This is a genomic window from Candidatus Clostridium helianthi (assembly GCF_045310795.1).
Lineage (GTDB): Bacteria > Bacillota > Clostridia > Clostridiales > Clostridiaceae > Clostridium > Clostridium helianthi.
In genome coordinates, this window is the sequence record NZ_JBJIAB010000001.1 from 381,687 (window position 1) to 404,980 (window position 23,294).

Genomic DNA, 23,294 nt, shown 5'->3' on the forward strand with positions numbered 1-23,294 from the left:
CTGATCTTCTAAGGAACCACCATTCCGTCCCAGCTAGTCCCCTCAATAGTTATCGGCTTGTCTAAATAATAATTTTCATCTTTGACAAGCTTCTTAAATACATCTACTCTTCCAAAAGAATCAGCCCATTCTTCTCTACTTCCCTCCTTATAGCAGTATGACAAGCAAGCTTTTCTAATGTTCAAAAAATTATCTAACCAAACTTTTTCATCTACATTTGATCTAGGAGTCCCTCCTGACATTTCCGTAGCTCTTGCAATAAGTGAATCTATAGAATCTAAATCATTTTGCTCATTACCATGTTGAATTATTGCATCATACAATTCTGCTCTAGATAGTGGAAGCTTAAGTCCAAGCAAATCAGCTTTTTTAGCAGATGGTATATAATATAGTTCATCTACAACTGAATCTTGAATTGCTCTAAAATCTGGATCTTTTGCGGCTATAGCCCAATCAGAAATAAAATTACCTATCTTATCTAAGCTACTTACATCTTCCTGATCATGCTTTGTTTGTATCCTATTGTTCTCTAACTCTGTCAATGCTGGTAAATATTTAGAAAGTATGTTGCCGGGCTTTTTATCCATATATTTTTTTACTACTAAAATTGCATCACCAGTGCCAGTGCAAAATCCAGCTCTCCCGCAAGTTATTCCACGTCCATCCCCTAGGTTTTCTCCATATGCATAATCCAACTCAGTAGTACTATTTTCAAATACACTAGTGAGTTCCTCTGCTCTATGCTTTTGTTCTTTTGTTAACCAGTAGGTTCCACCTTTTTCAGCTAATATTGTAGAATTAACTGTATCCGCCTTAGCAGTAACAGTTGACATACTAAAATAATCCGAAAATGATGAGAGAGTTACCATTCCTAGTAAAACTAATGAGATAAGATGCCTACTATTTCTTTTCATTAAAATATCCCCCTTAATAATTATTTTATCTCAATTTTATATAGAGCAAATATTATGCCAATTATAAAATACAAATAATGTATATTGAAAACAGATGCTTTATAGATAAATAATACATATTATCTAATGTGTATTCTAAAAATACATGTACGATACACATAAATGTATTAATTACATAATATATCAATCGCATATAATCTTAAAAAGTAAAAGCTTTGTATTGAATTACTTAATCCTTTGAAATATTAATAATTCAATACAAAGCATAATTATTATGAGAATATAATTTTTTAATCTTCAAGAATATCATCTATAATACTTGAATTCTTCAACATAGAGTTTTTTATCTAAAATTAAAACATTATCGTAACGTTAGCACTTTTGTTTACATATAATAATTCATGGTAATAGTTCAAGAATATATACCTTAAGATAAAATAATATTATGGAGGAAAACAAATGACTAAAATATATGAAGGAGAAACTATAAATCAATATACTGGCTTAAAGCCAACTGAATTGATGCAGGAATCATCAAATCTTTTATTTAGAATTCCTGTATTCCTAAGCCATCCAAGTAGATTGAATTCTATTCAACAAGAATTTGTTGATGCTATAATATCTAAAATAAGAGAGGCTTTATTATTTCCACGTACCCTACCAGTAACTGAACAATATCCCGAAACTCCATTAACAAATATCAGAAGAATGATGCTATCTAGTTATGGATTTATTTCACTTAACCTTAATCAACGACAGGTGTATATAATTCAAAATAATCTTGGTCAACCTCAAAATCAATTTGCTCTTGAGGGTAGTCCTTTTGCTCAAATTGAACCAGCTATGGCTTATCAATACGGGCTTCCTATTCTTCTTATACGAGAAGCTGGAGTAGAACAAAGTGGGATTTGGTCGTTTGGTATAGGTCCATTTTTAATTTTGGAGTGGGATCCTACAATGCCACTTGAAGACTTCTTTACAAGTAATGCGTGGCTAGAAATATTTCAAAATTGGATATCCCAAGTAAGAAACGGATTTTATCTTCAAACTCAGCCTGAATTCCAATATTCTTGTAATAACACTGATGTAAGGTAAATTAAAAATATTTCTTAGTTTTTATACTCCATTTAAAAGATCTAAAAAAAGCTGTTACATCACAAAGGAATTCTTTATGTAACAGCTCAACTTTTCTTTTAACTGACATTACAGTACTTTTTAAACACGATCTTAATTATTAATTATAATCCTTATTAATCCTACAAAAACTTCCACACGCTAAAAATCCCCATGATAATTTAATCTATCATGGGGATTAAACAAATACTAGTAGTATCTTAATTAACAAAATTAACAAATATCAATTAATATATATTTGATTCTTATTATTCTTCCTCTAAGATTTCTTCTACTTCCTCTACACTCAGCCCTGTGGCTTCTGCAATTTCATCAATTTCTTCAAAGCCCATTAAATCACGAGCTAATGAAATCATAAGCTTTTTCACATTTTCTTCAACACTTGGAGGAAGTTCAGACATATCAGTTAAATTTTCTGTTAAATCAAAATATTCTTCTCCATAAGACTCTTCTTCTTCTCCTTGTTCAAAAAGTCTTCTTTTCTTAGCTTTTTCTCTATCAAACTCGTTAAGATATACTAACTTACTATTGTTTACTTCTAAGTCTTCATCTGAAAATACAGTTATACCTTCATTCTCTAGTAAAAGAGCTGTAATTCCTTTGCCTTTTATCTTATTACCTGTAAAAGTTCCATCATAGACAAAGTTAGATCCACATGAAGGACTTCCTTCTTTCAATATAGCTTTTGTGGCTCCAAGTTCTTTTGCAATTTTTAATGTTTCATATGCACCATCTATAAATTGCTTAGTAACATCCTCACCTTTATTACTTAATGCTTTTCCATTCCCATCTAACACTTCACTTGCTGCACTATTTAGCTCAACAGGATTTCTTGGAGTTGGTAATCCGCCTAATTGTTCTGGACAAACTAGAACCGCTCTTCCTTCTCTAAATAATTTTAAACATCTATCATTTAGATTATTTTTACCACTATATTTACAATTAACTCCACACAAGCATGCACTTATTATGTACATATTATCACCTCTTATCTAACGTACACTTAACACTATAAAACAAAAACTTAAGAGAAACTTAATTATAGCTTTACTTAATTATACATTAATATTTGTATAATATTCTTACTAACAATAATTTTAATGATATTTTTAACTTAAATAAGTAAAAATATTAGGTATATGAAAAAATAACTACCCCTTAAGTTCTACCATAGTAACTCCGTCTCCACCTTCACCATATGCACCTAGTCTATATGATTTTACATGAGGATGTCTCTTAAGCATATCATTTATTGCTTTACGAAGTACTCCAGTTCCTTTACCATGAACTATTGTTACTTCTCCTAAGTTAGCCATATATGCATCATCTAAATATTTATCTGCTTTATAGCATGCTTCTTCTGCATCCAATCCTCTTAAGTCAACTCTGGATTCTACATTACTTAGATTAAGCTTTACTTCTCTTTTTCTTCTTACTTTTTCTTCTTTAGTAACTTGAGTTTTTCTTAAATCTTTAAGCTTAACATTTATTTTCATTATTCCAGCTTCAACTTGAACTTCGCCTCTGTTATCTGGCATAGAAACAATAATTACTTTTTGGTTTAATGAAGGAAGGTAAGCTTCCATACCAAGAGTCACATTAGTTATAGACTCCCCTTCATTTTCCTTCATATTGTGAATTCCTTTTTCTCTTTCTTCTAAGCTATCTTTAAGTTTCTTTCTTTCTTCTTCAAGCCTTTGCCTTCCACCGCCTGCTATTCCAAGCTTTTCAAGCTCTCTCATGGCTTTTAAAATATCATCTGCTTCATCTTTAGCATTCGCAATTATCTCTTTAGCCTCACGCCTAGCATCCATATAAGCTTTTTCCCTGGTATTTTCTAATTTTTCAAGCTTTTCCTCGTACTTCTTTTTAAGATCTTCTGCTTGATCTCTAATCATCTTAGCTTCTCTTGCTTCTTTTTTAGCTATTATACTTTTTTCTTGAAGTTCTCTGATTAGATTTTCAAATTGAAGATTTTCTTCAGACATGTATTCTTTTGCGCGTTTAATGACACCTTCTACAAGTCCTAATCTCTTAGAAATCTCAAAGGCATTTGATTTACCTGGAACACCAATTAATAATCTATAAGTTGGCCTCAAGGTTTCTATATCAAATTCAACAGAAGCATTTTCTACACCCTCTGTTTTTAATGCATAAGCCTTAAGTTCACTATAGTGAGTAGTTGCAATTAGCTTTGCGCCTCTATTTCTTAAAGTTTCTAATATTGATACTGCAAGAGCCGCTCCTTCTGCTGGATCTGTACCTGCACCAAGCTCATCGAATAAAGCTAATGACTTGTCATCCACATGCTTCATTATATTAACTATATTAGTCATATGAGATGAGAAAGTAGATAAGCTTTGCTCAATGCTTTGTTCATCACCTATATCTGCAAATATTTCTTTAAAGAATGCTATAGAGGAGTTATCTCTAGCTGGAATTAATAATCCGCTTAGTCCCATAATATGAAGTAACCCAACGGTTTTTATTGTAACAGTCTTACCTCCAGTATTTGGTCCTGTTATCATTAATGTTTGAAATTCTTCTCCTAGATATATATCTGATGGCACAACTTTATCACTTTCTATTAATGGATGCCTTCCAGATAATATGCTAAATGCTCCATCTTCTCTAACTATAGGCTTTATAGCATTTAATGCAGATGCATATTTTCCTTTCGCAAATATAAAGTCAAATTCAACAAGTACCTTTAAATTACTCAAACATGAGTCCCCATTAATTTTAACTTTCAGAGAAAGGTCAGAAAGTATTCTTTCTATTTCAGCTTTTTCTTTTAAAAACAATTCTCTTATTTCATTGTTTAAATTCACTAAGCTCATAGGCTCGATAAAAAACGTTGCTCCAGTTGAACTTTGATCGTGTACAAGCCCTGGAACTTGACTTTTATATTCTGATTTTACAGGAAGCACGTATCTATCGCCTCTCATAGTATATAAATCATCCTGTAAATATTTTGAGTTACTTCTAACAATAGAACTTATTTTTTCCCTAACTGAAGAATTCTTTTCTTTTAAGCTTCGTCTGATATTATAAAGAGTTTGGCTAGCTTTATCACTAATTTCATCCTCTGATACTATAGCTCTTTCTATTTCGTCTTCTAACGCTTTTACTGGAGCTAATATGTAAGCTAAATCTTCAAGTTTTGGATATGACTTTTCAACTTCTTCTCTTTTAAAGAATTCCTTCATATTTCTCGTAGCTTTAAGCATTCCACCAACTTTTAATAATTGCCCTGGTGATAAGGTTCCTCCCTTTTTAGCTCTTTCTATACCTTCATGTATATCAGCTAATCCTTCAAGTGGTGGATTCCCCTTTGATATTAAGATTTCAAGAGCCTCGTTTGTCTCCTCTAACTTATTATTTATTTCATATAAATTATCATAAGGCTCAAGAGCCTCAACTTTTGCTTTAGCAGCATTTGTTCTTGCATATTTCTTAATTTTTTCTTTTATCTTATTAAACTCTAAAATTCTTAGAGATCTTTCATTCATATATCCCACATCCTAACAATCAATCAACAATTGACAGCATATAAGAGATAACTAAGACTTTATACTTATAAAACTTAAAATAATTTCTTACTAACAAGTTTCAATGTTATTCTACATCTTAATTATCAATTACAAGCCGTCAACTATTTCTTGGTATTATTCTACTCCACGTTTGTAGTGGCCCTTAGTATACTTATTATTTTCGTTTTTTGCTTTATTCGCAATTTGATTTAAAACATCTTTTACTTCATCATAGCTTTCATCTTTAAAGTCTACTCTAAAATTTGAAATATTAAAAGACTTAAGTTCTTCCATTTCATCAATTAAATTGGTAGCTATTGAATTTAAAATATAACTTCTACAGCTATTATCACCTAAAACAGTAAAACTTTCATTCATTCTATCTATTAGCTTAAAGTTATCTTTCATACACACACCACTACATTCTTTTTTAGATGACTTATTACCAAAAGTACTTCCCATAGGACAATATTCACTAATCATAAGCTCAGTTTTCCCATAAATGTTCATTCCCAGGTTGCAGTTAGTGTTCTTCATTAATTCTTTTATTTCTTTTCGATTTAGTTCAAGACTTAAGAATGGAATATCAACGTCTTGCGCATAAAATTCAGCCGCATCTTTATTAAATATATTTAACTTATAATCTCCTATTATAAATAGTTTATCTTTATAGATTTTTATTATTCCAGCATTAGATGTAATTATTCCCTTTATATAAGGTTTTAGTTCATCTATTATCTTTACTATACTATTAAATTCCTGCTTAATAATACTTGGAACTTTTAAATATATATTTTTATCTTTTGAAGTCTCATATAAATTCTTTAAGTCATTTTTATTCAATGCATGTTTTTGCCTGCTGAAAAATATATCTAACGCTATATTTTGAGCTTTATTATCCTCAAGTAGTGCCTTTAGTTGATCTTTTGTAATACAACTATAAATATAGCCTAAGTTTTCCTTACATTTTGCATTCCATTCTTTAATAGGTCCTTCTGTTCTTTTCCTTCTATATGAACTTACTTCTTCTTTTAAAATCTTTTCAAATAATTCTCTTCTTAAATTATTTATAGCTGAAATTCTTATAAATCCATCATCAAAAATATCGAAAAATATCTTGTCAAATTTATATGGAATTTCTCCTGATTTTCTTAAAGCTTCCTCAACTCTTTCTCTTGTTAATGGTTTGTTAGTTGCTTCTTCAACCATTTCTCCATAAACTCTATATTCTTTTTTATTGTATTTTGCTTTAATACAAAGAGGTGCATTAACTTTAAATTCAATCTCTCCAGTTAAATTTATCTTCCTTTTATAAGGTTTTAAATAATCATTTAACTCATCATAAAGTTTTTTATCAGACATCTTATATAGCTTATATCCCTTTTTGTATCCCCCAGTTGGAAATAATTTTACTGTTTCACCCTTAAAAGCTTCTTTAACTTCATTATTATTATTTAAAATTTTACTTAAAGTAAATCCATCGTCATTAAACCTTATACCATCGCCCAAAGATACGCTGGCTTCTAGTTTAACTTCTCCACTGTTAGATACCTGGCCTATATATACACCCGTATTTTTAGGGTAATTATAGCTCATCATATCTTTTCCTACATTTTTATATAGATATGCTTTAGCAAAACCTTCTCTATTAAATAGTTGTGCTAATTCTTGTCTTCCCCTTTGTAAATCAAACTTTGTATTTACTAATACCTTATCAATAGCTTTTCTATAATTCCTTGTAACTCCAGCAACATATTCTGGCTTTTTCATTCTTCCTTCAACTTTTAATGACGAAGTTCCACTCTTTATAATAGCGTCCATATCATCAATAAAGCATGTATCTTTAGGACTTAAAAGATAAGCCTTTCTTTCTCCAAAATTTTCACCCTTTAAAGTATACTGCATTCTACAAGGTTGTGCACATCTTCCTCTATTTCCGCTTCTTCCGCCAATCATAGAGCTCATTAAGCATTGTCCTGAATAACATACACACAAAGCACCATGCACAAATATTTCTGTCTCAATTCCTAAATCTTTTGAAATGTACTTAATTTCATCTAATGTAAGTTCTCTAGATAAAACTATTCTCTGCATTCCTTTTTCTCTAAAGTATAAGGCTCCTTCTGCATTATGAATTGTCATTTGTGTAGATGCATGAAGTTCAAAATCAGGATACACATCTCTTATTAATTTTACTAACCCTAAATCTTGTATTATTATTGCATCTACTCCTATTTCATAAAGGTATCCTGCATATTTTAAAGCTTCCTTTAATTCACTTTGTTTTAAAATTGTATTTATAGTGACATATACTTTTACATTGTAGCTATGAGCATAATCAACAGCCTTCATCATTGTTTCATTATCAAAATTTGATGCATAAGCTCTAGCTGAAAATTTATTTCCGCCAAGATATATTGCATCTGCCCCATTATTTATAGCAGCAATTAAACTCTCCATGCTTCCTGCTGGAGCCAGTAATTCTATCTTATTCATATTTCTCCTTCATTGATTATCTTTTCTTTTTTACAATAGGACCTACTTGTTCTTTTTTAGCTCTTGCAATCTCTATTTCTTTGTTTATTATTTCTGCCTGTAGTTCAAATAACCTATTGTGAAAAGTTCTTGCTTCTTGATTAAGTTTATCATTTTCATTAGTTAATTCTTCTTTTTCTTTAGATAGTATTGACATCTTTCCTTGTAAATCATCTATTGATGCCTTACTTGTATTTAAGTCTTTTTCCTTAGCTTCTATTTCTTTTTTTAATTTTAGGAAAATTCCTTCTTTATCTTCTAATTCCTTTTCTAATCTAGCTAAGGCTCTCTCTCTACTTGCTAATTCTTCTTTAATTCTTCTTAAGTCATTTTCTTTACTCTCTAATGTATTACTTACTTCCTCAATCTCTTTTACCTTGATATTAACTTCTATTTCTTTTTCTTCATGAACTTCTTTAAGCTCACCTTTTAGCTTTTCATTATCATTTCTTGTTATTTTTAATTCCTCTTCTAATCTTTCTTTTTCTCTATCAGAATTCTCTATTTCTTGTGATAATTTATCGTTAGTATCATTTATATTTTTAATTTCATTATTTAAAATCTCTTGTTCCTTATTTAACTTATTGATTTCGCTTACTAAAGTATCCTTTTCTTCATTTAATAAATCAATTTGACTTATTAAAGCTTCATTTTCTTTATTTAGCTTGCTTAATTTTTGTTTACATTCTGTAATCTCTTTCTCCGATTCTTCAAATAAATCATTTAGCTGTTTATTAAGATCAGCTTTTTCCATATTATTATCTTGAATTTCTTTTGTTAATCTAACAGCATTATCTTTTTCAAGTTTTAAACTATTATTTAATTCCTGCTCTCTCTCAAGTAATTTTTTAATTTTCTTATTTAATTCTTCTTCACTTAATAACAATTCTGTAATTTTATTTTTTAGTATTTCTTTTTCTTCTCTAGCTTTAGAAGTTATTGCATTATTAGTCGTAATTTGATTTTCTAACTTTTCCTTATACTCTGCAAGTTCTTTAGTACATTTATGATGATCCTCATTTAGTTTTTCTAAATTCCCTTTGCATAAAGTATATTCTTTATTTATAACCTCTTTATTATTAATTTCATGTTTTAAATTTTCGTTTGCTTTTTTTAACTCCTCACAAACATTATTATAATCAGCTTCTAACGAGATATTCTTTTCTTGTAATAGAAGCATCTTATTTTCTAAATTTAACTTAGTTTGAGTAAGTTCTTTTATTTGTTTATCTAACTCAAAATTTACGGCAGTCATTTCATTTAATTGTTCAGTTACCATATCTTTTTCTTTATTGACTTTAGTAAGTTCGCTAGTTAAACTACTTACTTGTTCATTAGCTTGTTGCACTTGCTTATTTAATCTATGCTCTTTGTTTTTAGCCTCATCTATCTTCTTATAAAGAATCTTGCTCTTCTCTTTATAGTCTGAAATATCTTTTGTTAAGGCTTCATTACTATTCTTATTTCTCTTATTCTCATCAATTATTAATTTATTTTCTTTTTTCAGCTTTTCATTTTCAATTTTCAGTTTATTAATTTCGTCACTTAACGAACTATATTTTACTTCTACATTATTATATTTCCCATGTAGTTCTTCTTCTTTCTTCTGAAAATTATTTTGAAGTTCTGATTTTTCTTTACTTATATTTTCTAACTGCGAGCTAAGCTCGTCTACTTTCTTCTTTAACGAAGAGTTTTCACTACTAATAGCTTCTTTTATTTTAATTGCTTTATCTAATTCTAAATCACACTCGTAAAGTTCATCTGCTATATTTACCGCCGCCAAAACAGAAGCATCTGTTGTACTAAAGCTAGCTTTCTTAGACAGAATTTCTTTAATTCTTGTATCAACAAAATTTGCTACCCCAAGCAAATATTTTTCGTCTTTTTCCCCTTTTAAGTTATAATTCATACCATTTATATTAACTGTTACCCTAATCATAATAATAGCACCTCGTAAAATTCTTTATTACTTCTAATTATATGGTATATTCACTAATAAAACAATTATGTTAGGTTAACTGAACCTTGAATTCTTGCACTTTTTCTCTAAATTTACGAAAAACAACCTATATATGTTCAATTGCTAAAAAAGTTTTCGTACTTCTTAAATTTTATGCTATACTTATTTTGATTATTTTATTGTTTAATTGTATAAAAATGATTAATATTACTTTATTGTGTTAATCATTCTTATATATAACTAGAATTGGGCGGTGAGTGAAATTAATATTAAATCTATTTTAAGCATATTACTATCAAAAATTACTGCATTTTCTGCAAAACACATTGTAAAAGGTGGAAGTAATTTTCCTGGTAAGATAGCTTTAAAAATTGATAAATCAATCTTAAAACATGTTAGTAAGGGATACAAGGTAATTCTAGTTACTGGAACTAACGGAAAAACAACAACTACAAGCATGATTTACAATATCCTAAAGGAAAATAAATTACACGTTATAACAAATAGCACTGGAGCCAATTTATACCCAGGTATCGTAGCTTGTTTTATTTCCAACTACTCTTTTTTTAAGAAAAAAGAAAATCCTTATGCGGTAATAGAAGTTGATGAGGCTAATGTAAAATTCATTACAGAACATATAAGCCCTGAAATAATAACTGTAACTAATTTATTTAGGGATCAGCTAGATAGATATGGAGAGGTTTATACAACTCTCGTTAAAATTTTAGAAGGTGTGACTAAAGTTCCTGAATCAAAACTAGTTTTGAATGGGGATGAATCTTTACTCGGAAAGTTAGATGTAAAAAATCCAGTAGTATATTATGGTTTTAATACACCTATAAAAGAAAATACTACATTGGAAATAAATGCTGATGCAAAGTTTTGTAAGTTCTGTAAGGCACCTTATTCATATAACCTAGTTACTTATAATCACTTAGGTGATTTTTACTGTCCTGAATGTGGTTACAAGCGTTCCGAACTTGATTATGCTGTAAATAAAATTTTTGATTTGACGCCTGAAAACTCTTCTGTATTAATTAATGACACTGAAGTTTTCATAAGTCAATCTGGTGCTTATAACATTTATAACGCCTTATGTGCATTTGCCATTTCAAAAGAACTTGGAGTAGAAGACTCAGTAATTAAAGCCTCTCTTCAAAATCAAAGTTCAAGCTTTGGCAGACAAGAGCAAATATCTATTGGTAATAAAGATGTACAAATTATATTAGTAAAAAATCCTGCTGGATATAACCAAGCTTTAGATACCCTTGCTCTTAATACAAGTGAATTTTCAGCAGTTTTCATGTTAAATGATAATTACGCTGACGGACGCGATGTCTCTTGGATTTGGGATGTAGACTTCGAAAAAATATCTAGTTTAAAAATAGAAGATATTTTTATATCAGGAATTAGAATGTATGATATGGCAGTAAGATTAAAGGTTGCTGGATTAAATGTAGATAAATTTATTTTAAAAGAAGATTATGAAGAGCTTACAGATAAAATTAAGCAATCTGCTTCTAAAAAAATATATATTTTAGCAACTTATACTGCAATGATTAATTATAGAAAATATCTTCATTCAAAAGGTTATATAAAAAAACTTTGGTAAGATAAGGAGAATAATATTATGGAATTAACTATTTGTCATTTATATCCGGATTTACTAAATGTATATGGTGACGTAGGTAATGTACTCATTTTAAAACATAGAGCGGCCCTTAGAGGTATTGATGTAGATATAATAAATACTTCAATAGGTGAAAATATAGATAAAGAAAATGTGGACATCATCTTCTTCGGTGGTGGCCAAGATTATGAACAATCTATAGTCTCTAATGATTTAAATGAGATAAAGAAAGACGCTTTAACAAGTTATATTGAAGATGGCAAAGTTATGCTAGCTATATGCGGTGGATATCAATTATTAGGTAAATACTATACTGCCCCAAATGGGGAAAAAATAGATGGACTTGGTATTTTAAATCTATATACCGAAGGCGGAGATACTAGATTTATTGGAAATACAGAAATATTTAACGAAGAATTTAATGAAACTTATGTTGGATTTGAAAATCATTCTGGCAGGACATATATAAATGACCATACTCCCCTTGGAAAATGCATTCACGGATATGGCAATAATGGTGAAGATGGATATGAAGGATGTATCTATAAAAATACATTTGGTTCGTATTTTCATGGCTCTTTTCTTTCAAAAAATCCAGAATTTGCAGATAGGCTTCTAACATTAGCTTTGAAGAACAAATACGGAGAAGATGTAAAATTAGAAAACTTGAATGATAATTTCGAATTAAAAGCAAAAAATTCTATAATACAAAGACTAAAGTAAATATTACAAAATTGTAAATTCTCATATATTGTTTGTAACTTTTTACATAGCATTTATTGTTATAGCATTACATAAATGTTATACTTAAAATGTTTTATTATACTTAAGGCATGTTAAAAAAGATTATTATTTTATATATGTTTAAAAGAAGTGGAGAGATTTGACTTGAAAAAAAATTTAATTTTAAAAGCATTTGCATTAACCCTTTCTCTTTCTTTATTTAGTCCATTAAGTATGGCAAGTTATGCAGCAAGCAATTCTGCAAAACCTAATACTGAAACTTCATCAGAGAACTTACCAAACATTAAAGCTGAAGCTGCTTTAACTATGGATTTAGAAACAGGAGAGATAATTTATTGCAAGGATGCTGACAGCAAGAGATATCCTGCTAGTACAACAAAACTTTTAACTGGCTTATTATTAGCTGAAAGCAAAGACAAAGCAGATCAGCTTGAATATACTAAATCTGCAAAGGAACAACCTGAATACTCTTTAAATTTAAATTATATGCATAATACTATGCAGCCTGGTGACAAAGTAACTGCCGATGATATAATGAAGGGCTTACTACTTTTTTCCGGTAATGATACTGCATACGTAATAGCAGACAATATTTCCGGAGATGTTAAATCATTTGCTGAATTAATGAATAAAAAAGCAAAAGAACTTGGAGCTAATAATAGTAACTTTGTTACTCCTAATGGACTTCATGATCCAAATCATTATACTACAGCATATGACCTTTCAATGATCATGAAGGCAGCTTTTGCAAATCCTTGGGAAAGAGAAACAATGGAACTTGAAAAAGCTCCTATAAATTTAAAAAATTCTAGAATAATTTTAGAAAATAGAAACTTAACACTTGGTAAAAATGGTAACCTCGCTGGTAAAACTGGTACAACTAATGAAGCTGGCGGTTGTTTAGCAACTGTCTATGAAAGAGATGGGCGTCAGTTAATTGGTATTGTTCTTAAAAGTAGACAAATTGATAATGCAGATATGACTAAATTTAATGATATGGATGCTATTATGGATTATAGCTATGCTGCTGAAAAAGAAGTTTATAAATCAAACGGTGAAAGTGTTGGAACTGCTGATGTAAAGTATAAGCCATTTATATTATTTGGGCCTACAAAAACCATTTCTGTTCCAATTAAATTGACTCAAGATGTAAATTATTATAAAAATGCAATAAACGATTCTGAATCTCAGATTGCTTATAAAGGAACAGATTCTACTGCATGGAGTTTACTATTTAATAAAAATACTAAACTTACTTATAGCACACGAAATCATTCTGAAGAAGTTACAGGTTCAGTTGATATTTCGCTAGGTTCAATAATTAAAGATAATTTAATCATCTACATTTCTACTTTAGTAGGTTTGGCTATTATCGTAACTCTTATTGCTCTTATTAAAAATGCTGCATCTAATTCAAGACGCAAAAATAAAAATTACTATAGCCGTTCTAACAGAAGAAGAAGATAATTAAATAACCTTACTTAATTTCTATAATATATCTTAAGCATCTTCAAAAATAGGTTGTATTCTTCCTAGGTATTTGAAGATGCTTTTATTTAAGGAGTAATTAACATGAATAAATTGAATTTTAAAGGCAGTGTTATGCTTAATCCTACACCTGTAGTACTTGTCACATCAAAAAACAAAGATGATAAAGTTAATGTCTTTACAGTTGGCTGGGTAAGTACTGTTTGCACTAAAGAACCTATAATAGCTATGGGAATAAGACCTGAGAGATTATCTTATGATTACATAAAAGAAAGTGGTGAATGCGTTATTAATTTGCCAAGTAGGGAAATGGTTAAGATTGTTGATTATTGTGGCGTTCGCTCTGGAAAGAAAGAAGATAAAATTAAACATTTTGGTTTGCAACTTAATAAAGGCGAAAGTATATCCACACCTTCATTGCAAAAATCGCCGATAGCTTTAGAATGTAAATTAAAATCAATTACACCTTTAGGTACACATGATCTATTCCTGTTTGAAGTAATAAATGTAAAGGTCGACGAAGACTTAATTGATTCAAATGGTAAGATATGCTTTAATAAGGCTAACTTGATTTGTTATAGCCATGGTGAATATTATGGCTTAAATGCTAAACCATTGGGCACATTTGGATACTCGGTAAAAAAGAAGAAAAAAATACATAAAAAATAATAATCTTCGATTTATTTTTATATTTATATGTTGCAATTCACAATGCACAATTTCAGCTAAAATTCTTGCGATATTTTTAGAATTATAATGAAGACTTATTTTGCAATATATATATTTAAATTTAAAGCAGTTACATTGTCTTTCGCTATGTAGCTGCTTTCTTATTTATTTAATATATTTTCAATATAGAATAAATTTAATATTAAAAGACAATCTAATAATAAATATCACAATTTTAAATTGTCATATGGAGGATTGAAATGAGAATATTAAAAAAGATACTATCGCTCATAATTATATTAGCTATTATACCTACTTTTAATCTTAAAACTGCTTTATATGCAAATGCACAAGTTCTTCCAAAGAATCCAGTAAAAGTAGCTACACTATTATTTGCTTTCGATGACCCTTATATCTCTTTAGTGAGAAATAGCTTGGAGGAAATTCAAAATAAAAACAAAGATTCTGTTAGCTTTACTTTTTTGGATGGCAGAAGAAATCAAGGTATACAAAATGCTTTATTAGATTCAGCTCTCCAAAGCGACTACGATCTTTTATTGATAAATTTAGTTAGCTTAGATAGAAATACTGTGGAATCAGTTGTTAGAAAAGCGAAACAAAAAAATATTCCTGTGATTTTATTTAATACAGTACCTTTTGAAACTGAGCCTATTAAATCTTATAAGAGAGCTCTTGTTGTATCAACAGATGCTGATCAATCGGGAATTTTGCAAGGAAATTTAATTATTAAAGAATGGAATTCTAATAAAAAAACTATGGATAGAAATGGTGATAACGTATTACAATATTTTATGTTAAAAGGCCCAAATAATAGTACTGTAACAAATGCAAGAAGCACATACTCTATATCAACTATTAATGATGCTGGAATTAAAACACAAGAAATTTTATCTAAATTCTGTTATTGGGATGAAATATGCGCTAAGGATTCTACTGAATTACTATTTTTAAGATATGGGGATAAAATCGAAGCAATAATTTCAAATAATGATGCCATGGCTATAGGCGCCATTGAAGCATTGCAGAAATACGGATACAATAAAGAAGATAAATCAAAATATATACCTGTTTTCGGAATTGATGGCATACCAGCAGCTAAAGACCTAATTAATAAAGGTGTTATGACAGGTACTGTTTTCCAAGATCCTAATCAAACAGCTGAAGCCCTTTACTCTATAGGAATGAACTTAGTTGCTAATAAAAATCCTCTTGAAAATACAAATTATAAATTTGATGAAACAGGAGTTACAATACAAATGCCCTATCAGGAATATACTCCTCAAAAATAACACTATACACATTCTATTAATTAATAAGGCTGTTTTAAAATAATTAAGATATATACATACCTAATTAATTTAAAACAGCCTTATTGTATGTAGCCAAAAGCCGAAATCTACAAATTAAAATAACCCAGCTCATCTATGCCCGCCAAGTAAATAATTAATGTAATTTTATGAACTTACTTTACTTATAGTATAAAATGTTTTTCTAATTCTTCAATCATTTTAGATTTAAAATCAATAAATTTATTATTATATTTACAAATTACTTTTTCATGCTTCTTGTCATATACAACTAGGGAAATATAAACAGTATCATTGTCATAAGAAAGTAAATATCCTAGTTCTGAATTTTCTTCTAAATCTATTTTTTTATACTCATTGGATACTATTTGATATAAATTATTTTCCTTTTTTTCTAAAATAACATATTGTGATCTGTTCTCATCATTTTCATTGATACTACAATATCTTTCATCACTTAAATTTATAAAAATATTATCATCATTATATTTCCCAAATGGAAGATACAAATACCTCTTCTCTTTAATGAAAGAAATAACAGAATCTTTTATTTCGTCTTTTCTCCCCTTGTATTTTCTTCCATCCTTGTTGATTGAGAACATTAAATCCGTATACTTCCCATCCCATTTAAAATATTTCCTTTGCCATTCCTCAAGGAACAATAACATGTTCAAGAAATCTAATTCACTGTACTTCTTTTTTATTAAATAGTCATTCTTAAGTAAATTCTCTAACTGCTCTCCTACATTTTTATCTATTTCTTCTAAAATAGTAGCTTGTCCTTGCTTACTCAAAAAATCTCCAAATTCATCTCCAAAACTACTTGTTAAAATTATCTTAAGAATCATTTTGTTATACTTCAAGGATTTTTCTTTAATATTCTTAGCGTATGTATTTTCACTACAACTATCTAAATATTCTTTAATCAAAGTTGAATCTTTTTGAATATACCCTTCTTTTCTCAGCCTCATCTGGCTTAGATCCTTTTTTACATACTCATCCATAAGGTGATCCTGCTTGTCCACATCTTTGGCTTTTATTGATGTAATTATAGGTATAGTCTTTGATACTTTTTCTTCTAAAACTTCTTCCACATTAGTTAAGTAGCTTTTGGGAAATTTTAAAGCACATTTACTATCTAACTTTTCTTTAAATTTGTTAACTATATTTATTTCCTCCATGATATCCACTTCTTTTTTGGATACAACTTTTTCCTCAACTTCAGATATAATAAGCAATTTACTTCTTTCAAAAGCATACCCTAGTCCATAAGTTATAAGAACTTCATCATCGTGAGCCATATTTAATCTTCTCCTACACCAGTATTAATTTTTTAATATCATAAACTATCATTTTTTTAAATTATTCATAATTACTCTATCTTAAATAATTATAATTTGCTTTTCTTCCTATAATCAACAAGTAAATATTACTAAACCTCTTTTATAGTCCCATTATTTATAATATACATGTATAAATATATTTTTTGTAAATTCTAATACTTATATTTACCTTATAATCTGCCTATTCCACTTCATATATTGCCACTTATAAGAAAATAACGGATTATTTCTAAATAATTTCTTTAGAATAACCCGTTATTTTTAATGTTCACCTTTAATGGTATTTTTAAGCTTTTATTTTATTATATGATATATGTATAATGCTAAATTATATACTAACGGAGCAATTATCACTGTCATTATTCCTGCAATGCCAATTGACAGACTGCTCATTGCCCCTTCTACTTCTCCAAGCTCTAAAGCCTTACTAGTGCCAACTGCATGAGATGCAGTTCCTATGGATACACCAACTGCAACCTTATCTTTTATCTTAAAAATTTTACATATAGTCGGCCCAAATACAGCACCAATTATACCTGTAATTATAATTGCAAGGACTGTTATTGGAACAACTCCTCCTAATTGACTGCTTATTGATATTCCTATAGGGGTTGTTACTGATTTTGGAACTAATGATTTTATTACACTTGCATTAAGTCCAACTAGATACGATATTCCTATTATGGAAATTATCCCCATAGCGCTACCAACAAATATCCCTGTTAAAATAGCCTTAGCATTCTTTTTCAAAAGATCCAGCTGTTTATATAAAGGTACTGCAAGTACAACAGTTGATGGTCCAAGAAACATATTTATAAATTGACCACCTTTATTATATGTATCAAAATCAATATTAAATGCAAACAAAAAACATATTATAATTCCTATTGCAATTAGTAGTGGATTTAAAATTGGTATTCTTGTATTTCTGTTAATGAATATACCAACTTCAAAAGCCGCAAGTGAAAGTACTAGTCCAAATAAAACATTGTTTGTTAATATTTGCATATATTCTCCTCTTTTCTTATCACTTTATCTGTACGTAAACTAAATGTTTTTCCTTGGCTTTCTTGAAACAGCCTGCACGACAATACCAGTCACTCCAATTACTATTATAGTCGTCAATATACATACTAATAATAATTGCCACCATGTCGCTTTTATTATTCCAAGCGACGTCATTAGACCAACTCCTGCTGGAATAAAGAAAAACGCCAGATGGTCTAGTAAAAAATTTGTTATATTTGAAATACTCTCCACTTTAATTACCTTTGTGCATAATAATATAAATAATATTATCATTCCTAATATATTTCCTGGTATCGGTAGATGAAACATTGATGATATAAGTTCTCCTAATAGATAAATTCCAAATATAATTAGTGCTTCTCTAAATAACTTCAATTTTATCACACTCCAATTATTTAAGCATATTTGTTAAAAAACCAACTTCTCTCTATTCTTAATATGACCTTTACAATTTAATTTACCATCATTACATGGATAAGTAAAATTCCTTTACACTTTAAGTAAAGGTTACCTTTTTGTTAAATATCCTTATATTTTCAGTATTATATATTAATTGCACTTTAAATATAAGTTTCTAAAAATATGTTTAATTTTATTCATTATAAAAATTAAAACGACTTATTTATTATATAAATAAGTCGTTTTAAGAGAGTATTTGTAGAGTTTAATAGTATACTTTTAGCTTCTATCCTTTACTAGTTTATTTTCTACTATTGCAACCACCTCATACATGATAAATGCAATTGCTGATAATATTACAATGCTCATCATTACCATATCTAACTGAGCCACTTGTCCTCCATATACTATCAAAAATCCAAGACCATTCTTCGCTACTAAAAATTCTCCCATTATTACTCCAACCCAAGATAAACCAACATTTATCTTTAGAGCTGATATGAGGATAGGAACAGAGTATGGAAATATTAAATATCTTAATATCTGTATTTTTGTCGCTCTAAAAGTATTCATAAGCATAATTTTCTCTTTATCTATTTCATTAAATCCAGTCAACACACTTATAATTGTTGTTATTACTGATATTAAAAGAGCAATCACTATTATTGCTGGAATACCATTTCCAATCCAAAATATTATTATTGGAGCCAAAGCAACTTTAGGAAGTGCATTTAAAACTACTAAATATGGATCTAGTATTTTTGATACAAAAGGACTCCACCATAAGATCACTGCAATCAGTGAGCCTAGGATTGTTCCTAAAGAAAATCCTAAGATAGTTTCATAGCATGTGACTGCGATATGCTTAATTAAACCTCCACCTTCATATAAAGATACAAATGATTCAATTACTCTAGTTGGACTAGAAGTAAGAAACGGATCGATCCACTTAAGATTTGCAGCTATTTGCCATAGGGCTATGAAAATAACCAAAATAAGAATTCTAGTAATTAAAATTTTTCTTTTTATTTTCTTTACCTTATTCAAATATATTTCATGTTCCTTAGACATATTATTTGCTTCACTAACATTTACACTTTTCTTAGCCATTTCCATCATTCAACTCCTTCCATAACATGTTAAAATAGTCACTAAACTCTGGAGCTCTTCTCTTTTGGAAAGGAGTTAATTCTTCATCGCTAAAATGTATAGGAATTTCTGCCCTCACACTAGATGGTCTCTTAGATAATACTATTACTTTTTCAGACAAAGAAATCGCTTCTGCTATATCATGTGTCACCATTATTGCTGTCTTTTTTTCTGTTTTTATTATCTTATAAACATCGTCACATACTAAAAGTCTCGATTGATAATCTAGTGCTGAAAATGGTTCATCTAAAAAGAGTATCTCTGGATTTAGCGCTAAAGTCCTTATGAGCGCAACTCTTTGCCTCATACCACCTGAAAGTTCACTAGGATGATGGTTCTTAAATCTCGTTAGCCCATAGGCATCTAGCAATCCACTTACTCTTTCCTTTGATTCATTGTTTAGCTGCTTTTTTATCTTTAATCCTAAGATTACATTTTCCCAAACTGTATTCCATTCAAATAAATGATCCTTTTGAAACATATATCCTATTTTATCTAAGTTCTTTTTTACATCTTCACCCTTGTATAGAACGCTACCATTAGATGGTTCTAACAATCCGCTCATTATATTTAATAATGTAGATTTTCCACATCCTGACGGACCTAAAATAGAAATAAACTTACCATCATCTACTTGAAAATTAACATTATTTAACGCTTGTGTTTCACCTTTAATAGAATGATAATTCATTGATATATTTGATATTTCTAACAAGCTCAAATAAAATCACCACCTTTTCATCTTTATGTGACCTTTATTTAGCTGCTTTTTCAGCAAAAGAATTATCTACAATCTTGCTAAATTCAGGTCTTTGCGGCATTAAGCTTGAATCATAATCAGTAATTATATCCATAAGTCTATTTAAATTTTCTTCTTTAATTTCAGGTGTATGAGCTATAGCATCAATCTTTTTATAGTTATCTACAACTGTCATAATTGTATCTTTATCTGTACCTGGGAAATAGTCAATTATGCTATCTGCAACTTCCTCTGTACTATGACTAAAAAACCACTGCTGACCTTTATAGATAGCATTTGTAAACCCTTGTATTACTTGTGGATTTTTATCCATATAAGATTTTGTTGTAAAATAACAAGTATAAGGAATTAATCCTGATTCTTCACCAACAGATGCAAGAATATATCCAGTTCCTTCTTTCTGAATTGCAGAAGCTGTAGGTTCAAAGAGAGCCACATAATCACCTGTACCGCCTTTAAATGCACCTGCAGTTGCAGCAAAATCTATATTATTTACCATATTGACATCTGTTTTAGGATTAATATTATTGTGTTTCATAGCATACTCAAAAGCCATTTCAGGAACACCACCCGGTCTTCCTCCTATAATATTTTTCCCTTTAATATTTTGCCACTTAAAATTGTCTTCCTTAGTTCGTCCAACCACGAAGGAACCATCTTTTTGGGTAAGCTGTCCAAAAAGTATCGGGTAATCTTCTCTTCCTTGATTATTAATGTAAATAGTTTGTTCTGGTCCACAAAAACCAATGTCTGCCGATTTGCTTAAAACAGCCTGCATAGTTTTATCAGCACCTTGTCCTGTTTGCAAATCAATTTCGATTCCATTCTCTGCAAAATATCCTTCTTTCATTGCAACATACATAGGAGCGTAAAAAACTGAACGTGTAACTTCATTTAAACGTACAGTTACTTTACCTTCCTTAGTTTTATTATTACTACTACAGCCAAACATAGATATGGCAGTTACACTCGAAATCAATAAAGCAGTTAACACTTTTAACTTTTTCTTCATTAAATAAAGCATCTCCTAATACTGTTTTATGATGTATCATATGATATTTAATCAAAGATTGTTCTAATATCTGTTTGCAGCACATGAATAATTAACTGTTAAAATTTTATTATTTACCCTTCATTATTTAGTTATTTTCATCTTTCAAATTATGATTAAATAACAAAAAAGCTATTACAAAATAAATAGACCACTACAATATATTGATTTTATAATTATAAAATCAATATATTGTATCAAGAATTTATTTTGTGACAGCTTCAATAATATATTAGTTTTCACATATAGTTTACTGCTACAATTATATTTATATAAGAGTTCTAAACATATCTAGAATTGTGAAAAAAATATTTTTACGATTCTATACTTTTTTAAAGCACTACTAAAGTTTGATTTCAAGTTTATATGTTAAATTTGAAATTCTAAAGTATATATTATCCGAACCTAAGTGCTAGTTCCTCACCATTTCTATTAAGATTTCTTCTGTTTCTTAATTCTCGTGCAGGAGTTCCCACCACTACAGTATTTCTCCTTACATCTCTATTCACTAGTGAGCATGCTCCTACTATACCTTGCTTCTCAATTGTTACTCCTCCTAATATAGTTACGCTTGAATATATCTTAGCATAATCTTCTATTATTACTGGTTCATAAGTCCTTATAGAATGATCATGTTCTGCATGAGAGTGAGTAAATATCATAGCTCTTTCACCTATTCCAACAGAGTTACCAATTACTACCCCACCTTTTGAATCAATGTACGTTCCTCTGTTTATAAAAACATTATCACCTATTTCTATATTATCAGGAACATTAAAACGTACATTTTCCTCTGCTACAAAGTTCTTTCCACAGGACTTAAACAACCTTTTTGCTAATATTTGTCTATAATAAATAGCAAAATTAGCTACTAGACACATTGGAGACTTATCTAATACATCCCATAAAAAGTGAACATATCTCTTTTCATCCGAAAATCCCAATTCTCTATTTTTAGGTAAATAATCACCATATAATTTAATCTCGTTTAATATCTCAAAAGGAAAAGGACATTTTATAAAATTCAATATTTCTATTACTACTTCTTTATTTACTCCTTTATCCAACCTAGATTCTATTTTTGCTAACAATTCATCTATCTTATCCATGCTTCATATGATTACTAAAACTATAAAAGTAATCTTTTCCCTCCTTTTTTTTCACAATTTTAAAAATATTTCATTATTATATATACAAATTAATAATTAAAATCTTTTTCAATAAAATAATTATGCCTATAACTAATTATTTTTAATCTGATTCCAATTTTTATTATTTAGATTGTTACATTGATGTTATTCAATATATTACTTTTTATATAATTATTGCATCTTTTGTATGCATATTCAACATAATAAACTAAATTTACTTCAAAATATAGAAAATTTTTCATAATCCTTACTCAATATACATAAATATTCCTTGTAATCTACTAAGCTTTATTATTTTCAAGTAAATATTATCGTAATAATGTTCTTAATGTTTAGGTTTTAGTATTAATTCAAAAATATTGTGCAAATCATACTATCTTTTTAATTAATTTGTTCTTTTTCAAATAATATGATAATATATCCTTATTATTTTTATTAAAAATTAATTATACATAATTCTTTTACTAGCATTAT

18 protein-coding genes are annotated in these 23,294 nt (G+C 29.0%); 6 read left to right on the top strand and 12 right to left on the bottom strand.

Annotated features, from left to right (window positions below):
* Positions 1 to 8: 8 nt before the first annotated feature.
* Positions 9 to 914 (bottom strand): chitosanase, encoded by a 906-nt coding sequence (locus tag ACJDTP_RS01685; protein ID WP_171770709.1) that lies wholly within the window; start codon positions 912 to 914, stop codon positions 9 to 11.
* A gap of 459 nt (positions 915 to 1,373) precedes the next feature.
* Between ACJDTP_RS01685 and ACJDTP_RS01690 the strand changes: the two genes are divergently transcribed.
* Entirely contained in the window at positions 1,374 to 2,009 is a 636-nt protein-coding gene (locus ACJDTP_RS01690; protein ID WP_077843783.1) for a hypothetical protein, read from the top strand.
* 287 nt (positions 2,010 to 2,296) lie between these two features.
* On the opposite strand, the gene ACJDTP_RS01695 is transcribed toward ACJDTP_RS01690, so the two are convergent.
* The 4 genes from ACJDTP_RS01695 to zapA form a co-directional block, all read right to left on the bottom strand.
* Complete coding sequence (locus ACJDTP_RS01695; protein ID WP_077843782.1) at positions 2,297 to 3,025, bottom strand: 2-thiouracil desulfurase family protein; 729 nt, start codon at positions 3,023 to 3,025, stop codon at positions 2,297 to 2,299.
* A gap of 174 nt (positions 3,026 to 3,199) precedes the next feature.
* On the bottom strand, positions 3,200 to 5,560 hold the full coding sequence (locus tag ACJDTP_RS01700; protein WP_406760291.1) for an endonuclease MutS2: 2,361 nt from the start codon (positions 5,558 to 5,560) through the stop codon (positions 3,200 to 3,202).
* Positions 5,561 to 5,716: 156 nt separating this feature from the next.
* On the bottom strand, positions 5,717 to 8,077 hold the full coding sequence (locus ACJDTP_RS01705; protein WP_406760292.1) for a U32 family peptidase: 2,361 nt from the start codon (positions 8,075 to 8,077) through the stop codon (positions 5,717 to 5,719).
* A gap of 16 nt (positions 8,078 to 8,093) precedes the next feature.
* A complete protein-coding gene (gene zapA, locus ACJDTP_RS01710) occupies positions 8,094 to 10,058 on the bottom strand; it encodes a cell division protein ZapA (protein ID WP_406760293.1) in 1,965 nt (654 codons plus the stop codon).
* A gap of 274 nt (positions 10,059 to 10,332) precedes the next feature.
* On the opposite strand from zapA, the gene ACJDTP_RS01715 reads away from it, so the two are divergent.
* The 5 genes from ACJDTP_RS01715 (at position 10,333) to ACJDTP_RS01735 (ending at position 15,920) form a co-directional block, all read left to right on the top strand.
* A complete protein-coding gene (locus ACJDTP_RS01715; protein ID WP_103698161.1) occupies positions 10,333 to 11,691 on the top strand; it encodes a Mur ligase family protein in 1,359 nt (452 codons plus the stop codon).
* A gap of 18 nt (positions 11,692 to 11,709) precedes the next feature.
* The gene (locus ACJDTP_RS01720; protein WP_077838143.1) at positions 11,710 to 12,432 is read left to right on the top strand and encodes a type 1 glutamine amidotransferase; all 723 of its coding nucleotides are present in this window, start codon (positions 11,710 to 11,712) and stop codon (positions 12,430 to 12,432) included.
* A gap of 165 nt (positions 12,433 to 12,597) precedes the next feature.
* Positions 12,598 to 13,920, top strand: coding sequence for a D-alanyl-D-alanine carboxypeptidase family protein (locus tag ACJDTP_RS01725; protein ID WP_171770705.1), 1,323 nt, complete (start codon positions 12,598 to 12,600; stop codon positions 13,918 to 13,920).
* Between the two features lie 105 nt (positions 13,921 to 14,025).
* On the top strand, positions 14,026 to 14,610 hold the full coding sequence (locus ACJDTP_RS01730; RefSeq protein WP_171770704.1) for a flavin reductase family protein: 585 nt from the start codon (positions 14,026 to 14,028) through the stop codon (positions 14,608 to 14,610).
* Between the two features lie 260 nt (positions 14,611 to 14,870).
* Positions 14,871 to 15,920, top strand: coding sequence for a galactose ABC transporter substrate-binding protein (locus ACJDTP_RS01735; protein ID WP_077843775.1), 1,050 nt, complete (start codon positions 14,871 to 14,873; stop codon positions 15,918 to 15,920).
* Between the two features lie 182 nt (positions 15,921 to 16,102).
* Here ACJDTP_RS01735 and ACJDTP_RS01740 read toward each other — a convergent pair whose 3' ends face one another.
* From ACJDTP_RS01740 to ACJDTP_RS01770, 7 genes are all read right to left on the bottom strand, one after another.
* Positions 16,103 to 17,239: a hypothetical protein gene (locus ACJDTP_RS01740; RefSeq protein WP_406760294.1), complete on the bottom strand. Its 1,137-nt coding sequence runs from the start codon at positions 17,237 to 17,239 to the stop codon at positions 16,103 to 16,105.
* Between the two features lie 336 nt (positions 17,240 to 17,575).
* Positions 17,576 to 18,289: an LrgB family protein gene (locus ACJDTP_RS01745; protein ID WP_406760295.1), complete on the bottom strand. Its 714-nt coding sequence runs from the start codon at positions 18,287 to 18,289 to the stop codon at positions 17,576 to 17,578.
* A gap of 39 nt (positions 18,290 to 18,328) precedes the next feature.
* On the bottom strand, positions 18,329 to 18,685 hold the full coding sequence (locus ACJDTP_RS01750; RefSeq protein WP_406760296.1) for a CidA/LrgA family protein: 357 nt from the start codon (positions 18,683 to 18,685) through the stop codon (positions 18,329 to 18,331).
* Between the two features lie 303 nt (positions 18,686 to 18,988).
* Positions 18,989 to 19,780: an ABC transporter permease gene (locus ACJDTP_RS01755; RefSeq protein WP_031275933.1), complete on the bottom strand. Its 792-nt coding sequence runs from the start codon at positions 19,778 to 19,780 to the stop codon at positions 18,989 to 18,991.
* A 31-nt stretch (positions 19,781 to 19,811) separates the two neighbouring features.
* Positions 19,812 to 20,579, bottom strand: a complete 768-nt coding sequence (locus tag ACJDTP_RS01760; RefSeq protein WP_406760297.1) for an ABC transporter ATP-binding protein — start codon at positions 20,577 to 20,579, stop codon at positions 19,812 to 19,814.
* Positions 20,580 to 20,613: 34 nt separating this feature from the next.
* Entirely contained in the window at positions 20,614 to 21,630 is a 1,017-nt protein-coding gene (locus tag ACJDTP_RS01765) for an ABC transporter substrate-binding protein (protein ID WP_406760298.1), read from the bottom strand.
* Between the two features lie 434 nt (positions 21,631 to 22,064).
* On the bottom strand, positions 22,065 to 22,778 hold the full coding sequence (locus tag ACJDTP_RS01770; protein WP_406760299.1) for an acyltransferase: 714 nt from the start codon (positions 22,776 to 22,778) through the stop codon (positions 22,065 to 22,067).
* Positions 22,779 to 23,294: the final 516 nt, after the last annotated feature.